The organism is Nostoc sp. DedVER02 (assembly GCF_034530675.2).
In the GTDB taxonomy this organism is placed as follows: Bacteria; Cyanobacteriota; Cyanobacteriia; order Cyanobacteriales; family Nostocaceae; genus Nostoc.
On record NZ_JAVRCP020000013.1, the window covers coordinates 115,877 to 135,616 of the forward strand.

Consider the following 19,740-nt stretch of genomic DNA (forward strand, 5'->3'; position numbering starts at 1 on the left):
TTTTATCTATAATAGAACTCGTAAATTTCTATTGGTATCGCTATAGCATTTGCAACTGTTTCAGTAATACTAGTTTTATATCGATGGATAGCTATATAGAGGAGAACCACATTTGAAACAAGCGACGCTGCACCAGTTAAAGGTTTTCGAGGCTGCGGCACGGCACAGTAGCTTTACGCGGGCTGCTGAGGAATTGTTTCTCACCCAACCTACCGTTTCTATGCAGATTAAGCAACTTACAAAATCGGTAGGGTTGCCATTATTTGAGCAAGTGGGAAAGCGGTTGTATCTCACCGAGGCAGGACGAGAATTATTTGCCACTTGTCGGCAGATTTTTGAAAATATAGCCCAGTATGAAATGAAGGTGGCAGATTTAAAAGGGCTAAAACAGGGACAATTACGCTTGGCAGTGATTACAACAGCAAAATATTTTATCCCACGCTTGTTAGGGCCGTTTTGCGAACTTTATCCAGGGATTGATATCTCTTTGCAAGTAACGAATCACGAGCAAATTTTGGAACGGATGAGTCAGAATCTGGACGACTTGTATATTATGAGTCAAGTTCCAGACAGTATGGATGTGACTTGTGAACCATTTTTAGAAAACCCTTTAATCGTCTTTGCACCGGTTAATCATCCGTTAACCAAGGAAAAAAATATCCCGATCCAACGCCTGTCTAACCAACCTTTTATTATGCGAGAACCAGGATCAGGAACTCGTCGCGCCGTCCAAAGTCTATTTGAAGAACAAGGGGTGACAGTAAAAGTCAAGCTAGAATTGGGAAGTAACGAAGCAATTAAACAAGCGATCGCAGGTGGTTTAGGAATTTCGGTTTTATCTCGTCATACTTTAGTATCAGATGTCTCCGATTTTAGCATTTTAGATGTCCAACACTTTCCCATTCAGCGAAATTGGTACATGGTTTACCCCGCAGGGAAGCAGTTATCTATCGTCGCTCGTGCCTATTATGACTATCTCTTGGCTGCTGCAAGAAATTTTGTAGATCAAAACGTTGATACTACTTCTAATATGCTTGAACCACTTAATGGATCAAATAATTCGTAATTACGAATTACGAATTACCCAAAGGGGTTGACTCTTAGACGGGAACCATTGACAATTAACCAGCAGAATCAATTAAAAATGGGGGAAAACTGGCAATGGTTAACCCGGAAATACCATCTTGGCGCAAAACAGTACAAAGCGAGATTGTAGCTGTTACGGTGTATGGTGACAGAGCATTGGTTACACGAAGGGGTGTAGTTAATTTAACAGGAATTGAACAGGAATTAGTAATCACACCAGTGCCAGAGACTCTAGAAACGGAGTCTGTCAGGGTGAGTGGTGCAGGTACAGTAGAAGTGCGTTTGATGGGAGTGAGTAGCGATCGCATTTACACCACTGAACCTGTAGCGGAGCGAGTCGCACATTTGACAAGGCAAATTGAGCAGTTAGAAGCAGAAAAACGCCATCTCCAAGCTCAAGTCGATGCTTTAGCATTACAATCTAGTTTTATCGCCGGGTTACGTGAAAAAACCGAAGAACCCTTTGCCCAAAGTTTGTCTCGGAAAAATCTTAGCCTGAGCGAAACTTTAGATTTTTTGAACTTTCTCGGAAGCCAGTATGGTGAATATGCGATCGCATCTGGAGAGTGCAAAACCCAACAGCACGAATTAGACAAAGAACTACAAGTACTCCGCGCCTCATTGCAAAAAATCCAAACGCCCCATCCTAAAGAGAGTTTGAGCATAGTTGTAGGAGTTGAAGTTGCTGGTGAAGGCGAATTTGAATTAGAGGTGTCTTACATAGTAAATCGCGCCAGTTGGACTCCGCTTTATGACTTGCGTTTTAGCACTACCAGCGATATTGTGCATCTGGGCTACCTTGCAGAAATCACTCAAAGCAGTGGTGAAGATTGGATTGGTGTAAATCTTACCCTTTCTACCGCTAAACCAGGATTAGGTACTCTTCCACCTAAACTTGAACCCTGGTATATTGATGCGCCACGTCCACAAATGTTACGACAACGACGATTTGCTGCACAGCCACCACTGCTGCCTAGCATAGCAGAACCACCTAGTGCTGCTGCCAGAACAGATTGGCAAGAAGAAGACGAAGTTTCAGATGATATTTTAATTCAAGCAGAACCTGTTACAGCAGAAGTATCCAAAGAAGGGAGTGTAGTTACCTTTAAATTGAATGGTGGCGGTAATATTCCTAGTGATGGCGCACCTCATAAAACGACAATTTTTAATGATGATTATCCTTGTAACTTTGATTATGTGGCAATGCCGCGTTTGGTAAGTTTTGCTTATTTACAAGCAAATGTCAAAAATAATCCCAACGGTACGACTTTGTTACCAGGAAAAGCGAATATTTTCCGCAACAATGTTTTTATTGGAACAACTCAATTAGAGAATATTGCACCAGGGCAAGAATTTAAACTGAATTTAGGAATTGATGAAGGTTTAAAAATTGAGCGCGATTTAGTTGAACGCCTGGTAGATAAAAGATTAATTAGCAACCAGCGCCGAATTACTTATAATTATCGGTTGATAATTACGAACTTACTCGACAAAGAAGTAAATCTGAAAGTAACTGAACAATTGCCAGTTAGCCGCAATGAGCAAATTAAAGTACGCCTCAGCCGTAGTAATCCACAAATTCAACTGGGTGAAATGGGAATTTTAGAATGGCAGTTAACTCTTCCAGCACAGGAAAAAAGGGAGATATATTACCAGTTTAATGTTGAACATCCGCCTGATTTAATGGTTGTTGGGTTAGATATTTAGGTTATAGAAAGGTTGATTGTGCTTGTGACCTCTGACAAAAATCTGCTGCGCCTCCACCCACCTTTGAAAGCTATATTAGAAACAATTAGACTAATTAGACTTACGCGCTACGCCTCTACATGAACAGCGATCGCCCAATAAAAATATTATTTTTAGCATCCGATCCTAGTGATGGTTCCCGGCTACGCTTGGGGCAAGAGTTGCGAGATATTCAGGAAAGATTACAACTAGGGAAATACCGAGAGAACTTTTTACTAGAACAACGAATGTCAGTCCGTCCAGGCGATATCAGTCAGGCACTGCTGGATTTTGAGCCTCATATTGTACATTTTTCTGGTCATGGTACAAATACTGGTGAGCTTTGTTTTGAGGATGAGTTAGGAAAAATTCAGCCTGTCTACCCGATGCTTTAGCCGCATTGTTTTCACTTGTAGATGAACAAGTCAACTGTGTAGTCTTGAATGCTTGTTATTCAGAAACTCAGGCAAAAGCAATTTCTCAACATATCAATTTCATTATTGGTATGAAGCAACCAATAGGGGATAAGGCTGCGATCGCATTTGCTGTTGGATTTTACAAAGCACTTGCCGCAAACCGCTCAATTGATAAAGCCTATCAGTTTGGTTGTGTAGAGATTCAAATACAAGGTATTCCAGAACATTTAACCCCAGTTCTTTACGAAAAAAAACAGGTAAAAAATAATTTATAACCAGTTAAATATATATTAGTATTAAGCGCCACTATTGATGAAGTTAATAAACCATTAGCAGAAGCTATTATTGCCCATTTGCGTCAAATTTCTGGAGATACATCTTTGACACTACAAAGAATTGAGACAGGTAGTGTAAAGCTTGTATTAGAAGGTAATCAAGACGTGGGGTTAACCCAAAGCCAATGGCAGCAACTTGATGAAAAATTAACTCCTTTAGGTCGGCAGATTCTAGACTTGCGAAAAGCAGGTAACTCAATAGAAGTAATAGCCCAACAGTTAAAACTTAAAACCCATCAAGTTTTAGGCGAATGGATAAGAATCTATCTTGCCGCCCAAATTTTAATAAATCAAGAGTAGGCTAAACGTTTATTAATACTTTTTTATATGCAAGGTTTGAATATCTCCTTTAGCAACAAACGATTATATTTTTTCACCAACAACAATCCGTCTACACTGCTACGCTAAACTTAAAGTACTTAGACACTTGCTGCCATGTCTGTAGCCCAAGATTTAGAAACCTCAGAAGATGTTATATTTCCGCCAGGGGATTTATATAGTGACGAACCGCCTTTGGAAACTGACTTACATCGGCTACAAATGACTTTGCTAATTCAATGCTTAGAGTGGTTGTGGCAAAATCGCAACGACTTTTATGCATCGGGTAATCTCACAATTTACTACAGTCCACGCCAGCGTAAATCAGAGAACTTCCGGGGGCCAGATTTTTTTGTAGTATTGGGAACTGAACGCAAACCACGTAAAAGTTGGGTTGTCTGGGAAGAAGATGGTAAATATCCTAATTTAATTATAGAAATTCTTTCAGATAGCACAAGCGATACTGATAAAGGACTAAAAAAACAAATTTACCAAGATATTTTTCGTACACCAGATTACTTCTGGTTTGACCCAGAAACGTTAGAATTTTCAGGTTTCCATTTACTTGATGGGGAATATGAACCGTTAGAACCAAATTCGCAAGGCTGGTTGTGGAGTCAACAGCTAGGTTTATATTTAGGTGTTTATCAAGAAAAGTTGCGCTTTTTTACTTCTGATGGTGAATTAATTTCGACACCACAAGAAGTCGCACAACAAGAGAAACAACGTGCTGAATACGAAAAGCAACGTAGCGATCGCTTGGCGGCAAAACTGCGAGAATTAGATATAGATCCAGATACTATTTAAGCTCCTCGCTGTCTTGCTTTGTGCCTGTTAAAACAAATACTATGGATCTTCAGGAAAAACCCATTTTGGCGGTTCCGTCATTTTTTTTCGCAGACGTTCTTGTGCCAATTCCAACATTTTGTCTAAGGGAGTATCTTCAATAAATTTTGCCGCCGCTTCTCTAAACTCGACGTTGGGGCATTTATCCCCTAAAACACACCCGTTAACACAGGCTACAGCACAGTTAATTTTTTGCTCCACAGTAAATTCCTCTCTCTAAAAGTTATGAGCAGAGACACGATTAATCGCGTCTGTACAGGAGTTCTAATATTCACCCCTAACTCTTTACTATCAGGCATTAACCTCTAGATAAATTTTACCTTGCCAGTTGCTATCCTATTAGTCTAAATACTTACCATTTAGAAAGTTATGACTTATGAGTTATAATTTTTACTCCTAAGCTGTACAGACGCGATTAACCGCGTCTCTCTTATGAAGGGCGCTCATGTCAGAAGTTTTTGCTACTACTGGAACCATCGCTGCGATCGCTACTGCTGTTGTCCCCCAACAGGGTAGTGTGGGTATTGTGCGGGTGTCTGGTTCTGAAGCAATGGCTCTAGCCCAAAGTCTTTTTCACACACCAGGGCGACAAGTTTGGGAAAGTCACCAAATTCTCTACGGTTACATTCGTCATCCCCAAACGCGACAACTGGTAGATGAAGCCCTATTGCTGATCATGAAAGCACCCCGTTCTTACACCCGTGAAGATGTAGTAGAATTCCATTGCCACGGGGGAATTATGGCTGTGCAGCAGGTATTACAATTGTGTTTAGAAAATGGTGCTAGACTAGCTCAACCCGGAGAATTTACTCTCCGCGCCTTTTTAAATGGGCGATTGGATTTAACTCAAGCCGAAGGTATTGCTGATTTGGTGGGAGCTAAATCGCCTCAAGCTGCCCAAACTGCCTTAGCTGGTTTACAGGGAAAATTAGCTTATCCGATCCGGCAGTTACGCGCTAACTGTTTAGATATTTTGGCAGAAATCGAAGCACGAATCGATTTTGAGGAAGACTTACCACCGTTGGATGATAAAGCAATAATATCAGAAATCGAGAAAATTGCCGATGAAATAACCAAGTTATTGGCAACCAGAGACAAAGGTGAGTTGTTACGCACAGGTTTAAAAGTGGCAATTGTGGGGCGGCCAAACGTTGGTAAGTCGAGCTTATTGAACGCTTGGAGCCAGAGCGATCGCGCGATCGTCACAGACTTACCCGGTACAACCCGCGATGTGGTGGAATCGCAGTTAGTTGTCGGGGGAATTCCCGTACAAGTGCTAGATACAGCCGGGATTCGGGAAACAACAGACCAAGTGGAAAAAATTGGCGTAGAGCGATCGCGTTGTGCTGCCAATGCAGCTGATTTAGTGCTGTTGACCATCGACGCTTCAGCAGGTTGGACGGAAGGCGAGCAAGAAATTTACGAACAAGTGCAACACCGTCCATTAATTTTAGTTATTAACAAAATCGATTTAGTAGAAGAAAGCGAAAGAAAAAGTCTTCAATCTCAAATACCAAATTTAAAATCTAAAATTTTCACAGTCGCAGCCCAAAATCAAGGTATTGATGCTTTAGAAACAGCAATTTTAGATATAGTTAACGCCGGAAAAGTCCAAGTTGCTGATATGGATTTAGCAATTAACCAAAGGCAATCAGCAGCTTTAACTCAAGCTAAAATTTCCTTGGAACAAGTACAAGCAACAATTGCCCAACAACTCCCACTTGATTTTTGGACAATTGACTTACGGGGTGCGATTCAAGCACTAGGAGAAATTACTGGTGAGGAAATAACAGAATCGGTTTTGGATAAAATTTTTAGTAAGTTCTGTATCGGTAAATAAACCACAAATATTCTAGTTTTGCTAATTTGCATAAGTTGGCTGAAGTGAAGCAAAACCTAATATTTTAACCCATTGTTTAACTAACCTAAAATTAATACTTGAATGCACATCTCAATTCGCCAAGCAACCATACAAGATACGGTGATAGTCTCGGATGTATTGTTAGAAGCAGCTTTGTGGCTCCAAAAGCGTGGTATACCTCTGTGGGGTGATAGCGAGCTATCGCTAGAAAGTATCTCGGAAGATGTTGCTAACGGCTTGTTTTTTATTGCTGAATGGGCAGGTGAACCAGCTGGTACAATCAAGTTTCAGCTTGAGGATTTACTTTTCTGGCCAGACATTTCTCAGGAAGAGTCAGCATTTGTACATCGTCTTGCTATTCGGCGACAATACTCTGGTGGTAAAGTCTCTTCGGCACTCCTGACTTGGGCTGTTGAACGCGCACAAACATTTGGTAAACGTTATTTACGTCTAGATTGCGAAGCATCGCGTCCGCGCTTGAAAGCACTATATGAAAACTTTGGTTTCCGTCATCACAGCGACAGACAAGTTGGCCCTTATTTCGTCTCTCGCTACGAATATGAAATATCTCCACCAGTGGCCTAAATTAATATGTCTTTTATCGATGAAATTAATCCTGTGAATGTATTGATTGTGGGAGCTAACCAAGGTATTGGTTTGGGTTTTGTAAAAAAATTACTAGAAGATGACAGAATAGCCAAAGTTTATGCAACTTCTCGTCAACCGGAATCAGCCTCCGATTTAATAGCTCTTGCAGGCGAACATTCTGAGCGATTAATTTGTCTGGAGATGGATATTGCTGAGGAATTGCAGATTGTTGAAGCTGTTCAAAAAATACGTACTCAAGTTGACAAACTGCATTTGCTAGTCAACTGTGTAGGACTGTTGCATGAAGATACTTTACAGCCAGAAAAAAGCTTAAGACAGATCAATTCAGAAAATTTGCTCCGCTACTTTCAAATAAATAGTATTGGTGCTGTTTTACTGGCTAAACATCTATTACCTTTGTTTCGTCATGGAGAACGCAGTGTATTCGCTAGTATTTCTGCTAAATTGGGCAGTATTGGCGATAACAAACTTGGTGGATGGTATGGTTATCGCGCTTCTAAAGCAGCACTCAATATGTTGATGCGAACTGCGGCAATTGAGTATAAAAGAAGTTGTCCTAAAGCATTAATAGTGACATTGCATCCTGGTACAACTGATACGCGCCTTTCCCGTCCTTTCCAAGAAAATGTACCTGCGGAAAAATTATTCACAGTGGAACGCACTGTTACCCAATTATTGGCTGTCATAGAACAGCTTCAAGAAGGTGATAGTGGACAGTTTTTCTCATGGGATGGAAGCAGATTACCTTGGTAACTGCGTTACGCTGATGCTAGTGAAATTAACCAAAGCCTATGAAGTTTTTTGTGCCAGCAGCCAAGGATGATATCAAAGCAGAGCAGGTGTATAGTGCGATCGCTCGGTCTGTCAAAGCACCAATAACCGAAAAGCGCATTTGGAAGTTACAGTGGCGCGATCGCGAAATTGATATGGAATGCGAGGTGGGGAAAGCTTTACCATCCTCTTACCAAACCGGGAAAGAGCTAGTTATGGCAATCTTTGAGTGTGAAAACTTTTATAAAATTTGTACTCTTACTCGTGGAGGAATTCAGGGAGAACCTATCTTGGTTAGCAAAAACTCTCTATCCTCAGCAACATATTTTTCAGATGATGTAAATAACTGACTCTGCTTAATATGCGATCGCCTATTTGATAGAAATGGATGCGATACTAAAACCTAAAAACTAGGAAACTCTAACTCACCACTTCCCCTTCCTAACTGCGCTGTTTCAGGTGGTAGATGTCGCTCCAACCAATCTTCCAAATCAGTCATTACCTCTCGATAATTGAGGTCACGCTGAATTTCGTGATAGGCTTCTGGATACTCAATTCTCAGCTTATCTGTATACTTTACCCGTTGATAAAAGTTGTCGCTTCCCGCAGGTAAAGCCACTCTGTCTGCACTACCGTGGAGAATCAACAACGGTAATTGCCAATCACCTGCTTTAGCATTAATCCAATCAACTGTTGCAAAAAATTCTGTAGCTAGACGGGCAGTACCAAGGGTATGTCGCAGTCTATCTTGAGCGATCGCAGCTAAAACCTGCGGATCTCGTGAACCAGCACTGATATCAATGCCTGTATTCAGTGTAAAACGCGGCCACACCCGTGAGAGCATTTTTCCTAAAAGTACCCGAATCGGTGAAATCCCAACTTTCCCCAAAGTTGGCGCAAGAGCGATCACACCTTGCAAAACTGACGCTTGTTGGGGATAGCGCAGAATATAATCTAAGACAATCACCCCGCCTAAACTATGACCCAAAAGAAAAATTGGGCATCCAGGATTCTGAGTCTGAATTAACTGTAAAAAGGCTCCCAAATCTTCCCTAAACTCACTCCAAGCATTGATATAGCCTTGCTGACCCGGTGAGCGTCCATGACCGCGCAAGTCTAAGGCATAGACGGCATATTGCTTGGGTATCAAATGCTCAATTACATTACTGTAGCGATCGCTGTGCCCTCCCAGTCCATGCACAATGGTTAATATTGCCCTTACTTTACTCTCTGGATGCCAGCTTTGGTAATACAGGTCAACTCCTCCAACACCTTGAAATCTGCCTTCTTTACGAGAAGTGAGGTGATCGCTATGGTCAATCATCTGGTTAATTTTTTACGTATTTTCAGAACAAAGAAGAGAAATTCTATTTGATTTTTGAAGATAACTTTAATTCTACTAATACAATATCTGCGGCAACACTTCTATTAACGCGATCGCGCCTTAATTGAGCAAAGAATATTTTCACAAATAAAGTAGGGTTTTTTATAATTTCTTGAAATAACTTCCACTTAGATACTGTTTGATTTTTTCCAAATTTAGATAAACTAAAATTGTTTATTGTTCTTGCTATCACAGAGTTTGCAGGTGGCATGTAAAATTTTATTTCACAACCCAATTGATGTGCTAGTTCTTCGTAAGATTTTTTATTCCAGCGTAGCAGATGATGTGGTGGGTGATTTAATATATCAAACCAGTCTGACTCAACTGACATAGGTGAATAAGGAGTGCTGATAAATATACTACCCATCGGTTTAAGAACAGAAAACATTGATGCAATAAATTGCTTTGGTTGACTAATATGCTCTAGGCAATGAAAAGACAATATATAGTTAAACCTTTCATGAGAAAATTTCTTGTGAAAACTCTCAATTGTTTCACAGTAAACTTCAAATCCTCTAGCCTGACATTTTTCAACAGATTCTAGAGTTGTATCCAAACCAACTATACGAGTATTTGAAAGTTTTTTGGCAATTTCAAGAAAATTACCTCCTCCACAGCCCACATCTAAGATAGAAATCGAATCTTGCTTTTTTCGCTGATTTATTTGCTCAATTACAGGCAACCATTCCCATCTAGACTCTGGATAATAGCCTACTCTAGTAGTAACCCATTGGTAAAATGACTGGCTGCCTGCTTCTAAAGGTAGAGAATATTCAAGTGAGCAATTTTTACATTGCTGTATCTCATAGTCTATTATTTCAATTTTTTCTGGAGGCTTTTCAGCAAAATAATCTTCTAATTCGCTGATAATATTGTTTCTAGATAATGAACGAATATAAATTCCTTCATTACCACAAACAGGACATTTATTTGAAATAGTTTTAGTTATCATTATGATTCATCAAATTTTATCCTGATTCTTTCACACTGAGCGTAGCCGATATTCTAAAACATTCAACTGAGCGCTCACGCCAAGGTAAGCTTCTCGCAAAGAGGCTTTAATTATTCTGATTTCTGAATAATTGTGAATATTATAATAGTTTATTAAAAAATATCTTGCAGATTGTACCAATTTTCCAAAATTAGGTTACAGATGTAAACCTGTAAACTCAGATTAAATGTAACTGTCTTAATATACGAATTATTTCCCCTGCCATAGTTGCCGTAACGACTGAAAAATTCTTACAAATCTTTCTTCTAGCCAGAGCATAACATAATCAACCCATTCCAGAATTTGTTCTAAGGGATGTTTCTCATAACCTGTTGAAGTTGCTTTAGTTTCTATCCAGTCTGGCTGTGCTTCAACTTGACTACTTTGAGGAAACTGCTGTTGCAAAATTTCCCCTTTACGGCTACTGCTTGTAGTTTGAGAAATGCGGGTTTGAGTTTGTTTCGCAGAAGCAATTTTTCTAGATGTTTTTTGGCTTGAGGCAAGATTACTAACTGTTTGTTTCCTTTGCACCAAACCAGATCCGATTTTAGGTTGTTTTACAGTTAAATTCTTTTGGGGAAAATGTCTTACTGATAAACTTGCAGCTAAAGCAGAATTTTGAACTTGAGAACCTCTCACTGATTTGTCAGCAACGGTTTCGGTATCCCCAAATAAATCATTCCATGTTAGCCAAGGATCAATACCTAAATCCTGGTTATCCATCACAGAGCTTTTTGACAAGGCTTTTCTAAAGCGTGATGACAATAGTTTACTTGGCAATTGCTCATCATTAGTTGTTGGCTCAAGTGTTCTTTTATTACCAACACCAAAAAAGTAATTAAGTGCCGCCTCAATCAATGCTTGAATATTCAATGTCTGAGTTTCCAAGCCATCAGTAGTAGTTGCAATTTCTCCCCTAGCAGCTAATTGATCTTTGCCATAAAGAAATATATTTAACTGAGTTTGGGCAATTTTAACAATTTCTTGGCTACGTTCTTGCACAGGTATTAAAGCATTTGACTCTAACTTGGCAACGGCTATATCTAAAAATACTAATAATCTCTCTGTATTAAGCAAATCCTTTGATATTCCCTCAGCTAAAGCTGGAACTTTGGTTGTATTTCCATCAGTGAGTTTTGCTAATAAACGGTCAATTTGTGGTAATAGCTCCGTTTCTTTTTTAGATATAACCAACTGCCAATGCTGCCAGTAATTAGCAACTTCGTTAATAATTCTATCTTCTAATTTTACCTGTTGCTGGGGTGTCAAAATATCTAGAATTTCATTGTCGATACTAACAAGTACTAAATTCCGATTTATTAAATTTGTGGCTATTCCCTGAACTATTGGAAAATCTTGTTTAAGAGTGTTTTCTAGTTGCAAAGGGTTGAGAATTACGGCTTTATTTTCTGTAATACTTGAATACTTAGTAAGACTAACGTTATCTTTCGAGGTCTTATCAACAAATTTCGGTCGAAAAACTCCCAATAAAGCCAAAGCATTGAAAGATTTAGATGTCTTTTCAGGAGTCGAGACGGTTTCATCTGATAACAGGTAATTGGCTGCTTCTAGTACTTTTTGAATAGGAATGTCAGCATTTGGAATTTCGGACTGGAAATCGGTATCATTTGGTTGTAACTTTAGTCTAGTTTGTGGTTCTTTGGTCTGTAGCGTTTTCCCAGATGATTCAGATGACTGAAACAGTAGATACACTGGGTAAAGTAGTACCTCCACACCCCACTTAGTGGCAACTTGCAAATGCCGGAAGGTGTGTTCCCACTGTTGTGTCACCCGCCGAGATTGCCGATGGACAAAGTTAAATAGTCTGCTTTGATAACGACCAGAGGAACCAGAAGACATAGTAGTAATTTTTTAGTTCAAGTCTTGTTAAGTTGTGAGACTCGCGCCAAACAATAAAAACAACCAACACCTCATCTTAGCGAATATATGACCCCGACTGTCTCTCAATCTCATACCAAAATCATCTCACAAGCAATTGAGCAACTACGCTCTTTTTGTCAAGTTAATGTTCAGTCTAGTTGGCTATACCAAGAATCTGACCTGATTATTACTGATGTTGTGGCTGATGATTTGTCTCATTGGCAACCTGTTCAGTTGAATGCTAAAGAACATATCGCTTGGACAGGTGGGAAAAAAGTGTTATGGCTAGTGCAAAGATTGGTAGTGCCCCAAGATTTACAGGGTTATCCTTTAGCTGGGTTATCTTTGCGGCTGGCGCTGGTTTGGTGGGCAGATTCTGCCGAGATTTATGTGAATGGGGAGTTAGTGCTGGAGGGTGATTTATTTGATTGTTCGCCTAGAGTGCTTATCAGTCAGGGGGTAACGCCAGGAGAAGAGTTTGTTGTGGCTTTGCGGTTAGAGAGTCCGGGACATTGTGATGGTGCTTTAGTGCGATCGCTCCTAGTTTATGAGTCTACTGTTGATAATAATCCCGATCCGGGTTTTGTGGCTGATGAATTAGCTGTGATGCAACTTTATTTGGAAAAGTTTGCGCCGGAGAGGTTGGATGTTTTGGCAAAGATGGTGGGGGAGTTTACGAACCGCAGAGGCGCAGAGGGCGCAGAGAAGGGAGAGTTGGTAGGATCGTTTTTGTCGCTACGCCAAAACTTAATTCAATCCGACATCTTAGCCCCTCTTTTGCAGGGGGATCTAAAATCTAAAATTTTCTTATTGGGTCATGCTCACTTAGATTTAGCATGGCTATGGCCTGTGAGTGAAACTTGGAATGCGGCGCAAAACACTTTTGAGTCGGTTCTGAAGTTGCAAGAAGATTTTCCTGAGTTAATTTTTTGCCATTCGACTCCCGCACTTTATGCTTGGATTGAGGAACATCGCCCGGATTTATTTCAGGCGATTCAAGCACAGGTAGCTGCTGGACGTTGGGAAGTTGTTGGCGGAATGTGGGTGGAACCGGAACTCAACATAATTGCAGGTGAATCAATAGTCCGTCAGCTATTGTATGGTCAACGCTATATTCAGGAAAAGTTTGGTAAGCTTTCGACTATAGTATGGGTTCCAGATTCTTTTGGTTTCTGTGCAACTTTACCGCAGTTTTTCGCTAATGCCGGAATTGAGTATTTTGTCACCCAGAAGTTGCGGTGGAATGATACTACTAAATTTGATTATGGGGCTTTTTGGTGGCGATCGCCTGATGGTAGCGAAGTATTTAGTTTGATGTCTGCACCCATCGGTGAAGCTATAGACCCAGTTAAAATGGCATCCTACGCTCTTGAATGGCAATCCCAAACTGGTTTATCACAATCTCTCTGGCTTCCCGGTGTTGGCGACCACGGCGGCGGCCCCACCCGTGATATGTTAGAAACCGCACAACGCTGGCAAAAGTCGCCTTTTTTCCCAGATTTAGAATTCACAACGACTGAAAAGTATTTACAGCAAATCGTAGAGACGCGATTCATCGCGTCTGTCAGTAATAATGATTCTCCCTCATCCTCTTCTTCCTTCCCTACTTGGAATGACGAACTATACTTAGAATTTCATCGCGGTTGCTACACTACCCACGCAGATCAAAAACGCTGGAATCGTCGTTGTGAAAATTTATTGTATGAAGCTGAATTATTTGCTACCTTAGCGACCGTAAGCTGTGGTGTGACATATCCCAAAGCAGAAATCGAAGCAGCTTGGAAGCAAGTATTATTTCAACAGTTTCACGATATCTTACCTGGTTCTTCAATTACCCAAGTTTACACAGATGCGTTACCCCAGTGGCAGCAAGTGGAACAAATCGGAACGAAGATATTACAAGAATCACTTTTTGCGATCGCATCTCACATTACCCGATCGGAACCACCAAAACCAGATAGTTTACCTATTTTTGTTTTCAACTCTCTCAATTGGCAACGTTCTGAGGTAGTCTCTATATCCTTACCCACACCAGAAGAATGGCAGATTTACGATACTTCTGGCAAGCAGCTTGTCTCCCAACTATCTGAACCATCAACCTTACTATTTCTCGCTACCGAAATTCCACCCGTAGGCTACCGCATATTTTGGCTTTCCCCCTCATCTTCTTCATCCCCTTCATCCCCGTCATCTTCCTCACTCCTCCCAGACTGGATTTTAGAAAATGAATTATTGCAAGTTGTCATCGATCCTGATACTGGAGATTTATCAAGCATTTTTGATAAAACTTATCAACGAGAACTTTTAAGTGGTGCAGGGAATCAACTACAAGCTTTTAAAGATAGCGGTCAATATTGGGATGCTTGGAATATAGATCCTAACTATGCCCAACATCCCTTACCCTCAACAAATCTTCAATCTATTCAGTGGTTAGAACAAGGGCCAGTGCAAAGTCGTGTGCGCGTGGTGCGCCAGTTAGGTGAATCGGAATTTTGCCAAGACTATATTCTGCAAGCTGGTTCACCTCTGCTGAAGATAGCTACTACTGTCAATTGGCAAGAAAATCATGTATTAGTGAAAGCTGCTTTTCCTCTTCATATCGAAGCAGATTTTGCTACTTATGAAATTCCCTGTAGTGCGATTCGCCGTTCTACTAAACCGCAAACCCCCGCAGAACAAGCAAAATGGGAAGTCCCTGCTTTGCGTTGGGCTGATTTGACAACAGAAACACAAGAGGGTAATTACGGTGTTAGCTTGTTGAATGATTGTAAATATGGCTACGACAGCAAACCAAATCAACTCCGCTTGACACTCCTACGCAGTCCCAATTGGCCAGACTCAAAAGCTGATAAAGGTTTTCACGAGTTCACATATACCTTCTATCCTCATGCTGGTAGCTGGCAATCAGCCCATACGGTACGGCGTGGCTATGAATTGAATATACCGTTGCAAGTGATATTGAATCCTATTAATGAGAACCCACCTGAAAATCCTCCCCTCTCTGCTGGTAAAGCTCGATTGGGGATGAGTTTCCTAGATTTATCAGCTGAAAATTTAATTTTGATGGCGTTAAAGCCATCCGAGGACGACCCACAGCAATTAATTCTGCGATGTTATGAATGCCACGGAGAAACAGCCGAGTTATCTTTGCAAACTAATTTAGGGTTGAACATACGAGATAGAGTAGATTTGTTAGAGCGTTCGTCTACTGCTGAATTCTCATCTCAGCAACAAATCTTAACAATCCAGCCTTGGAAAATCGCTAGTTTCAAGGTAATCCCAGCGATTAATCTCAGACTGGAGTAAGCCACTATTGCTGTGTCAGTGGCCAGTACTGGTTTTCCACAACCACTGACCAATGACCAATTTTTAATCTTCGTGATCGTCAAACGGATCGTTCAATTGCTTGCTAGGAGGGCCAAAGGAGGTATAAATAGACAGTCCGGTAATGGCAATTACCACGGCGGCCATAGAAATGCTAAGAACTATTGCGGGTTCCATAATTGAGAGATAGATGATGAGTGCTATTCTTATAGAATATTACAGAAGATTAAAAAAAGCTTTGGCAAGTAATATTAGGTGAACTATGGCACAAAGGACTAGGTTAGGAGATATCCTGAAACCACTTAACTCTGAGTATGGAAAAGTAGCTCCAGGTTGGGGTACTACCCCTGTAATGGCTGTTTTTATTGGGCTATTTTTCGTGTTCTTGTTGATTATTCTGCAACTTTACAATAGAACATTGTTGGTTCAGGATGTAAATGTCGATTGGCGGAGTTTAGGACGTTAACAGATACACCGCTATCAAGTTTGGATAACAAGTTAAGTTACACCCGGTTCTTCCGGGTTTTTTTGTCAATGCTCAGTCCACACTAACCATTGAGTATTCTTATAATATGTGGGTTTCTGTAGTGGTTTTATAGTTTACAGGAGACAAAAATGAATATATTTGGTATTGGTCTGCCGGAAATGGCTGTAATTATGGTAGTAGCGCTGTTAATTTTTGGCCCAAAGAAACTGCCAGAAATTGGTCGGAGTGTGGGCAAAACAATTCGTAGTTTTCAAGAAGCTTCTAAGGAGTTTCAAAGCGAGTTTCAAAAAGAAGCAGAACAGTTAGAAGAAGCTGTTAAAACTACTGCTGAATTGGAACCGAAGCAAATCTACCCTGCTAAATCGGAGCAGGATACCACTAGTTCTTCTCAACCTAGCTAGTAGTTTGTCTCATTAGTTACCAAGGGTGAACAAGTTCGTAGTCAGGACTTTAGTCCTGGATGGATTTTAAGCACTGAAGTGCTTACTACAAACCCTCAAAACTAGCTTAGACATTGTACTAGGAGAGTGATGCATATCAATTGACTGTAGGTAAAATGACAGAAGCTGTTAAGCAACCAGCTTTGGTGATTCCCCAGCTAATTGTCGGGTTGGGGAATCCAGAAAGCAAGTACGACCAAACACGCCATAATATCGGCTTTGCTGCTGTGGAAGCTCTCTGCCGTTCTTGGCGCATTTCCTTGGCAGAAAACCGCAAGTTTCAGGGTGAGTATGGCGAGGGAATAGCCCCAGGTGGAGGTAAGATTCGCTTGCTAAAGCCGTTAACTTATATGAATCGATCAGGACAGTCAATTCAAGCGGTGACAAGTTGGTATAAATTGCCGCCTGAATCAGTGCTGATAATTTATGACGATATGGACTTGCCCTTGGGAAAAACTCGGCTGCGTTTATCTGGTTCCGCTGGGGGACATAACGGCATGAAAAGTGCGATCGCACATCTGAGTACCCAAAATTTTCCCCGTTTGCGAATTGGTATTGGTAAACCAAAAGGTGCAGCTAATAACGATGATTCTGATACTGTCTCCCACGTTTTGGGGCGATTTTCCTCTGCCGAAAATCAGCAGATGTCTCTTGTACTTCAGTTCGTGGTTGAGTGTATTGAATTAAGCCTCAAGCAGGGAGTAGAAAAGGCGATGAATGTTTGTAATAGCCGCACCATTAATAATTCTGAGTCTTAGGGGTAAGTTTGGTAAAGGCACTTATTTTGGTTGATGGACAACGATTTTAGCTTGCTCCATTCAACCTCAATAAAGCCTTGAACGCGCTCTACACCCTAATTGAGGTGCGGCATAGTTTTTTTAATTTTTGTAAGTTAAGAATAATGGCTGACGGTGTTACGCTACACATCCTTAAAGAAACAGAGCGTGCGCGATCGCTATTCTCTCTTTAGTGATGCTAAGACAAAAGAAGCCATCCTTCAAAGCTCATAGGTTCATTTAAAAGTTCTTTTGCGTCTAGCTGCCACTGCCTTACGTTTGCGTTTTTCAATGGGTGTTTCAAAGTGCCGATGATATTTCACATCTGCTAATATCCCAGCTTTGGAAACCTGACGTTTAAACCGACGCAAAGCCGAGTCTATTGCTTCGTTCTCTCCAAGAATCACTTGGGTCATTCTTGCCTATTCCTCATAATCAATAGTTTCCATTTTAATAGGAGTCTCAACTTTAGTAAAACCCCCTGAGCTAAAGTCATCATTAAGAGGCTATTCATCTAGTTGATACAGCTTATGCCTGCTTATAGCTGGTTAAATCGGTACTTAGCTAAAAGTTATTTTAAGCGCTCTAATGCGCTCTCAGCAATACTCAAGCAGATTTAAAGATGGTAATATCAAATTTTCTTGGCTGTCATACGAACCGACGATAAATGTAATTTTAGCTACTATAGCAACCCTAATTTATTCTTAAAGCCAAATTACCTCCATTTCTCAAGAAATGGAGGTAATTTGGCTTTTAAACTTTATTAATTAAATAGGATTACTATAGCAAATATGAAAAAAATCGACCATGTTTACAGATATTAAAAGTTGATTCTACCCTCATTTATTAATTTATATCCAGATGCCAAGGCTGTAAAAGCAATTATGAAATTCCATAAGCTAGTTGGCTTTAAAATAACTCCACCACTTAAGAAAACTAGTACTATGCCAATGCCTAGAAAAACCCATCCCAAGTTCCCAGTTTCTCTACGAAAAAAAACTAATGCAAATATACCCGCCATAGTTGCCAAAACTGAGGCTGTAGCAGGTAAGCTACGTTAAAAATATGAATAGTAACCGCTAACAAATATAATGTTTTGACCAAAAAAGTATAATCCTGTGAAAATTAGAATTAAACCTATAAGTTTGATTAACAATCTGCCCATAATATTTTTACATTTTTAATGGTTGAAGCCAATTTTAACCCGATTTGTAGTGGAATTTTTAAATTACTAAGTAGGTAGGCGTAATTAAATATAAGATCAAGACTCACCCTCAATCCCTCTCCTTAGTAAGGAAAGGGATTGAGGGTGAGATTTTATATTTTATTTGACCCACTTTTTAAATTTTACCTTAACTTAATTAAAGTTATGGGAATATACTGAATGTCAATGCAGCCTGTCTGAAGATGTAAGTATAAGTAACATTGATTACATGAAGTAGTCCTTGCCAGGGTGCGATCGAGGTGCTTTAATAGCGATCGCATTCTGCAAAATAGTTTTGCTTACAAAATATGTACAAGACGCAAAGTGACTTGACATCGCTGCTAGCGTTCATAAAATTACAGACTCAAAACATTAAACTCTAAAGATATGACAAGCTAGTAGCATATCTTTGACACTAAATTCTCCCAAAGCTGAATAGGAGCATACATGGAGCCAATTATTGCTATAGTTTTAGCCCTTATAGGTTATGCATTAGGTTCTGCAAAACTGATTAATCAAGGAAATGAAGCCCTCGTGGAACGCTTAGGGCGGTATCATCGGAAACTTAAGCCAGGGCTGAACTTTATTGTTCCCTTGGTAGATCAGATTGTGATGGAAGATACTACACGAGAGCAAATTTTAGACATCAAACCTCAGAATGTGATCACCCAAGATAATATTTCTGTGGAAGTTGACGCTATTGTGTACTGGCGTATTAAAGATATTGAGAAAAGCTTTTATGCTATTGAGGATCTGCAAGGGGCGCTGACGCAGGTGGCTACAACAACACTCCGGGAAATCATTGCTCAGAATACCCTAGAGCAAACCAATGTCTCTAGACTAGAGATGCACTCAGCCCTCTTATTCGAGTTAAATAATATAACCGCAGATTGGGGAGTTGAGATTCTCCGGTTAGACCTTCAGAGAATTACCCTACCTGAGAGTGTACGGAAGTCTAGGGAAGAAGAGCAAGCCGCCGTAATTAAAAAACGGGCGCTGATTACCGAAGCAGAAGGGGAAAAAGAAGCTGCTATTAAAAAAGCAGAAGGAACTATGGCTTCGGTACAAATCATTTCTCAAGCTCTCCGTTCCAATCCAGATAGTAGGGACATTTTGCGGTATCTTGTGGCTCAAGATTACGTAGATGCTAGCCAAAAACTTGGTGAAAGCAGTAATGCCAAAATTGTTTTTGTTGACCCAGCTAACTCAAGTGAAATGTTTCAGGAGTTGATAGCCGAGTCAGTAACTCAAGAAGGTAATGGCAAAAAAAACGAAGAACGATAATA

At 40.3% G+C, this 19,740-nt stretch carries 20 protein-coding genes and 2 pseudogenes; 15 read left to right on the forward strand and 7 right to left on the reverse strand.

What is annotated here, in order from left to right; genetic code table 11:
* Positions 1–112 precede the first annotated feature (112 nt).
* The 6 genes and pseudogenes from RMZ41_RS15340 to RMZ41_RS15365 all read left to right on the forward strand — a co-directional run bounded on the left by RMZ41_RS15340 (position 113) and on the right by RMZ41_RS15365 (position 4,687).
* Positions 113–1,066, forward strand: coding sequence for a LysR family transcriptional regulator (locus RMZ41_RS15340; protein WP_322642179.1), 954 nt, complete (start codon positions 113–115; stop codon positions 1,064–1,066).
* Positions 1,067–1,161: 95 nt separating this feature from the next.
* Positions 1,162–2,793 (forward strand): mucoidy inhibitor MuiA family protein, encoded by a 1,632-nt coding sequence (locus RMZ41_RS15345; protein ID WP_322642178.1) that lies wholly within the window; start codon positions 1,162–1,164, stop codon positions 2,791–2,793.
* A 119-nt stretch (positions 2,794–2,912) separates the two neighbouring features.
* Complete coding sequence (locus RMZ41_RS15350) at positions 2,913–3,206, forward strand: hypothetical protein (protein WP_322642177.1); 294 nt, start codon at positions 2,913–2,915, stop codon at positions 3,204–3,206.
* 5 nt (positions 3,207–3,211) lie between these two features.
* Positions 3,212–3,502 (forward strand): hypothetical protein, encoded by a 291-nt coding sequence (locus RMZ41_RS15355; protein WP_322642176.1) that lies wholly within the window; start codon positions 3,212–3,214, stop codon positions 3,500–3,502.
* 162 nt (positions 3,503–3,664) lie between these two features.
* Positions 3,665–3,862, forward strand: a pseudogene (locus RMZ41_RS15360) (hypothetical protein); the annotation flags it as partial.
* 135 nt (positions 3,863–3,997) lie between these two features.
* Positions 3,998–4,687 (forward strand): Uma2 family endonuclease, encoded by a 690-nt coding sequence (locus tag RMZ41_RS15365; protein ID WP_322642175.1) that lies wholly within the window; start codon positions 3,998–4,000, stop codon positions 4,685–4,687.
* 39 nt (positions 4,688–4,726) lie between these two features.
* On the opposite strand, the gene RMZ41_RS15370 is transcribed toward RMZ41_RS15365, so the two are convergent.
* Entirely contained in the window at positions 4,727–4,927 is a 201-nt protein-coding gene (locus RMZ41_RS15370) for a hypothetical protein (protein ID WP_322642174.1), read from the reverse strand.
* A 244-nt stretch (positions 4,928–5,171) separates the two neighbouring features.
* Between RMZ41_RS15370 and mnmE the strand changes: the two genes are divergently transcribed.
* The 4 genes from mnmE to RMZ41_RS15390 all read left to right on the forward strand — a co-directional run bounded on the left by mnmE (position 5,172) and on the right by RMZ41_RS15390 (position 8,317).
* Positions 5,172–6,566, forward strand: a complete 1,395-nt coding sequence (gene mnmE / locus RMZ41_RS15375) for a tRNA uridine-5-carboxymethylaminomethyl(34) synthesis GTPase MnmE (RefSeq protein WP_322642173.1) — start codon at positions 5,172–5,174, stop codon at positions 6,564–6,566.
* A 102-nt stretch (positions 6,567–6,668) separates the two neighbouring features.
* The gene (locus tag RMZ41_RS15380) at positions 6,669–7,172 is read left to right on the forward strand and encodes a GNAT family N-acetyltransferase (protein WP_322642172.1); all 504 of its coding nucleotides are present in this window, start codon (positions 6,669–6,671) and stop codon (positions 7,170–7,172) included.
* A 6-nt stretch (positions 7,173–7,178) separates the two neighbouring features.
* On the forward strand, positions 7,179–7,949 hold the full coding sequence (locus RMZ41_RS15385) for an SDR family NAD(P)-dependent oxidoreductase (protein ID WP_322642171.1): 771 nt from the start codon (positions 7,179–7,181) through the stop codon (positions 7,947–7,949).
* Positions 7,950–7,999: 50 nt separating this feature from the next.
* On the forward strand, positions 8,000–8,317 hold the full coding sequence (locus RMZ41_RS15390; protein ID WP_322734449.1) for a hypothetical protein: 318 nt from the start codon (positions 8,000–8,002) through the stop codon (positions 8,315–8,317).
* A 53-nt stretch (positions 8,318–8,370) separates the two neighbouring features.
* Here RMZ41_RS15390 and RMZ41_RS15395 read toward each other — a convergent pair whose 3' ends face one another.
* The 3 genes from RMZ41_RS15395 to RMZ41_RS15405 form a co-directional block, all read right to left on the reverse strand.
* Positions 8,371–9,291: an alpha/beta hydrolase gene (locus RMZ41_RS15395; protein WP_322642169.1), complete on the reverse strand. Its 921-nt coding sequence runs from the start codon at positions 9,289–9,291 to the stop codon at positions 8,371–8,373.
* Between the two features lie 43 nt (positions 9,292–9,334).
* A complete protein-coding gene (locus tag RMZ41_RS15400) occupies positions 9,335–10,303 on the reverse strand; it encodes a class I SAM-dependent methyltransferase (RefSeq protein ID WP_322642168.1) in 969 nt (322 codons plus the stop codon).
* A gap of 249 nt (positions 10,304–10,552) precedes the next feature.
* Entirely contained in the window at positions 10,553–12,202 is a 1,650-nt protein-coding gene (locus RMZ41_RS15405) for a hypothetical protein (protein ID WP_322642167.1), read from the reverse strand.
* Positions 12,203–12,289: 87 nt separating this feature from the next.
* Between RMZ41_RS15405 and RMZ41_RS15410 the strand changes: the two genes are divergently transcribed.
* Complete coding sequence (locus tag RMZ41_RS15410) at positions 12,290–15,529, forward strand: alpha-mannosidase (RefSeq protein ID WP_322642166.1); 3,240 nt, start codon at positions 12,290–12,292, stop codon at positions 15,527–15,529.
* Positions 15,530–15,592: 63 nt separating this feature from the next.
* On the opposite strand, the gene psbN is transcribed toward RMZ41_RS15410, so the two are convergent.
* Positions 15,593–15,724 (reverse strand): photosystem II reaction center protein PsbN, encoded by a 132-nt coding sequence (gene psbN, locus RMZ41_RS15415; RefSeq protein ID WP_322642165.1) that lies wholly within the window; start codon positions 15,722–15,724, stop codon positions 15,593–15,595.
* 85 nt (positions 15,725–15,809) lie between these two features.
* Here psbN and psbH point away from each other — a divergent pair, with 85 nt between their 5' ends.
* From psbH to pth, 3 genes are all read left to right on the forward strand, one after another.
* On the forward strand, positions 15,810–16,013 hold the full coding sequence (psbH, locus tag RMZ41_RS15420; RefSeq protein WP_322642164.1) for a photosystem II reaction center phosphoprotein PsbH: 204 nt from the start codon (positions 15,810–15,812) through the stop codon (positions 16,011–16,013).
* Between the two features lie 149 nt (positions 16,014–16,162).
* The gene (locus tag RMZ41_RS15425; protein WP_322642163.1) at positions 16,163–16,435 is read left to right on the forward strand and encodes a TatA/E family twin arginine-targeting protein translocase; all 273 of its coding nucleotides are present in this window, start codon (positions 16,163–16,165) and stop codon (positions 16,433–16,435) included.
* Between the two features lie 155 nt (positions 16,436–16,590).
* The gene (gene pth / locus RMZ41_RS15430; protein WP_322642162.1) at positions 16,591–17,232 is read left to right on the forward strand and encodes an aminoacyl-tRNA hydrolase; all 642 of its coding nucleotides are present in this window, start codon (positions 16,591–16,593) and stop codon (positions 17,230–17,232) included.
* 254 nt (positions 17,233–17,486) lie between these two features.
* On the opposite strand, the gene rpsU is transcribed toward pth, so the two are convergent.
* Together rpsU and RMZ41_RS15440 are read right to left on the reverse strand one after the other, a co-directional pair.
* On the reverse strand, positions 17,487–17,666 hold the full coding sequence (gene rpsU / locus RMZ41_RS15435) for a 30S ribosomal protein S21 (protein ID WP_012410658.1): 180 nt from the start codon (positions 17,664–17,666) through the stop codon (positions 17,487–17,489).
* Between the two features lie 404 nt (positions 17,667–18,070).
* Positions 18,071–18,415: pseudogene (locus RMZ41_RS15440) on the reverse strand (hypothetical protein).
* A gap of 486 nt (positions 18,416–18,901) precedes the next feature.
* On the opposite strand from RMZ41_RS15440, the gene RMZ41_RS15445 reads away from it, so the two are divergent.
* The gene (locus tag RMZ41_RS15445; protein WP_322642161.1) at positions 18,902–19,738 is read left to right on the forward strand and encodes an SPFH domain-containing protein; all 837 of its coding nucleotides are present in this window, start codon (positions 18,902–18,904) and stop codon (positions 19,736–19,738) included.
* The last annotated feature ends 2 nt before the right edge of the window (positions 19,739–19,740 follow it).

Bases quoted from the DNA above. Each gene is read 5' to 3' on its own strand.
- RMZ41_RS15345 (WP_322642178.1), top strand. From the start codon at position 1,162: ATGGTTAACCCGGAAATACCATCTTGGCGCAAAACAGTACAAAGCGAG.
- RMZ41_RS15350 (WP_322642177.1), top strand. From the start codon at position 2,913: ATGAACAGCGATCGCCCAATAAAAATATTATTTTTAGCATCCGATCCT.
- RMZ41_RS15365 (WP_322642175.1), top strand. From the start codon at position 3,998: ATGTCTGTAGCCCAAGATTTAGAAACCTCAGAAGATGTTATATTTCCG.
- mnmE (WP_322642173.1), top strand. From the start codon at position 5,172: ATGTCAGAAGTTTTTGCTACTACTGGAACCATCGCTGCGATCGCTACT.
- RMZ41_RS15380 (WP_322642172.1), top strand. From the start codon at position 6,669: ATGCACATCTCAATTCGCCAAGCAACCATACAAGATACGGTGATAGTC.
- RMZ41_RS15385 (WP_322642171.1), top strand. From the start codon at position 7,179: ATGTCTTTTATCGATGAAATTAATCCTGTGAATGTATTGATTGTGGGA.
- RMZ41_RS15395 (WP_322642169.1), bottom strand. From the start codon at position 9,291: ATGATTGACCATAGCGATCACCTCACTTCTCGTAAAGAAGGCAGATTT.
- RMZ41_RS15400 (WP_322642168.1), bottom strand. From the start codon at position 10,303: ATGATAACTAAAACTATTTCAAATAAATGTCCTGTTTGTGGTAATGAA.
- RMZ41_RS15405 (WP_322642167.1), bottom strand. From the start codon at position 12,202: ATGTCTTCTGGTTCCTCTGGTCGTTATCAAAGCAGACTATTTAACTTT.
- RMZ41_RS15410 (WP_322642166.1), top strand. From the start codon at position 12,290: ATGACCCCGACTGTCTCTCAATCTCATACCAAAATCATCTCACAAGCA.
- psbN (WP_322642165.1), bottom strand. From the start codon at position 15,724: ATGGAACCCGCAATAGTTCTTAGCATTTCTATGGCCGCCGTGGTAATT.
- psbH (WP_322642164.1), top strand. From the start codon at position 15,810: ATGGCACAAAGGACTAGGTTAGGAGATATCCTGAAACCACTTAACTCT.
- RMZ41_RS15425 (WP_322642163.1), top strand. From the start codon at position 16,163: ATGAATATATTTGGTATTGGTCTGCCGGAAATGGCTGTAATTATGGTA.
- pth (WP_322642162.1), top strand. From the start codon at position 16,591: ATGACAGAAGCTGTTAAGCAACCAGCTTTGGTGATTCCCCAGCTAATT.
- rpsU (WP_012410658.1), bottom strand. From the start codon at position 17,666: ATGACCCAAGTGATTCTTGGAGAGAACGAAGCAATAGACTCGGCTTTG.
- RMZ41_RS15445 (WP_322642161.1), top strand. From the start codon at position 18,902: ATGGAGCCAATTATTGCTATAGTTTTAGCCCTTATAGGTTATGCATTA.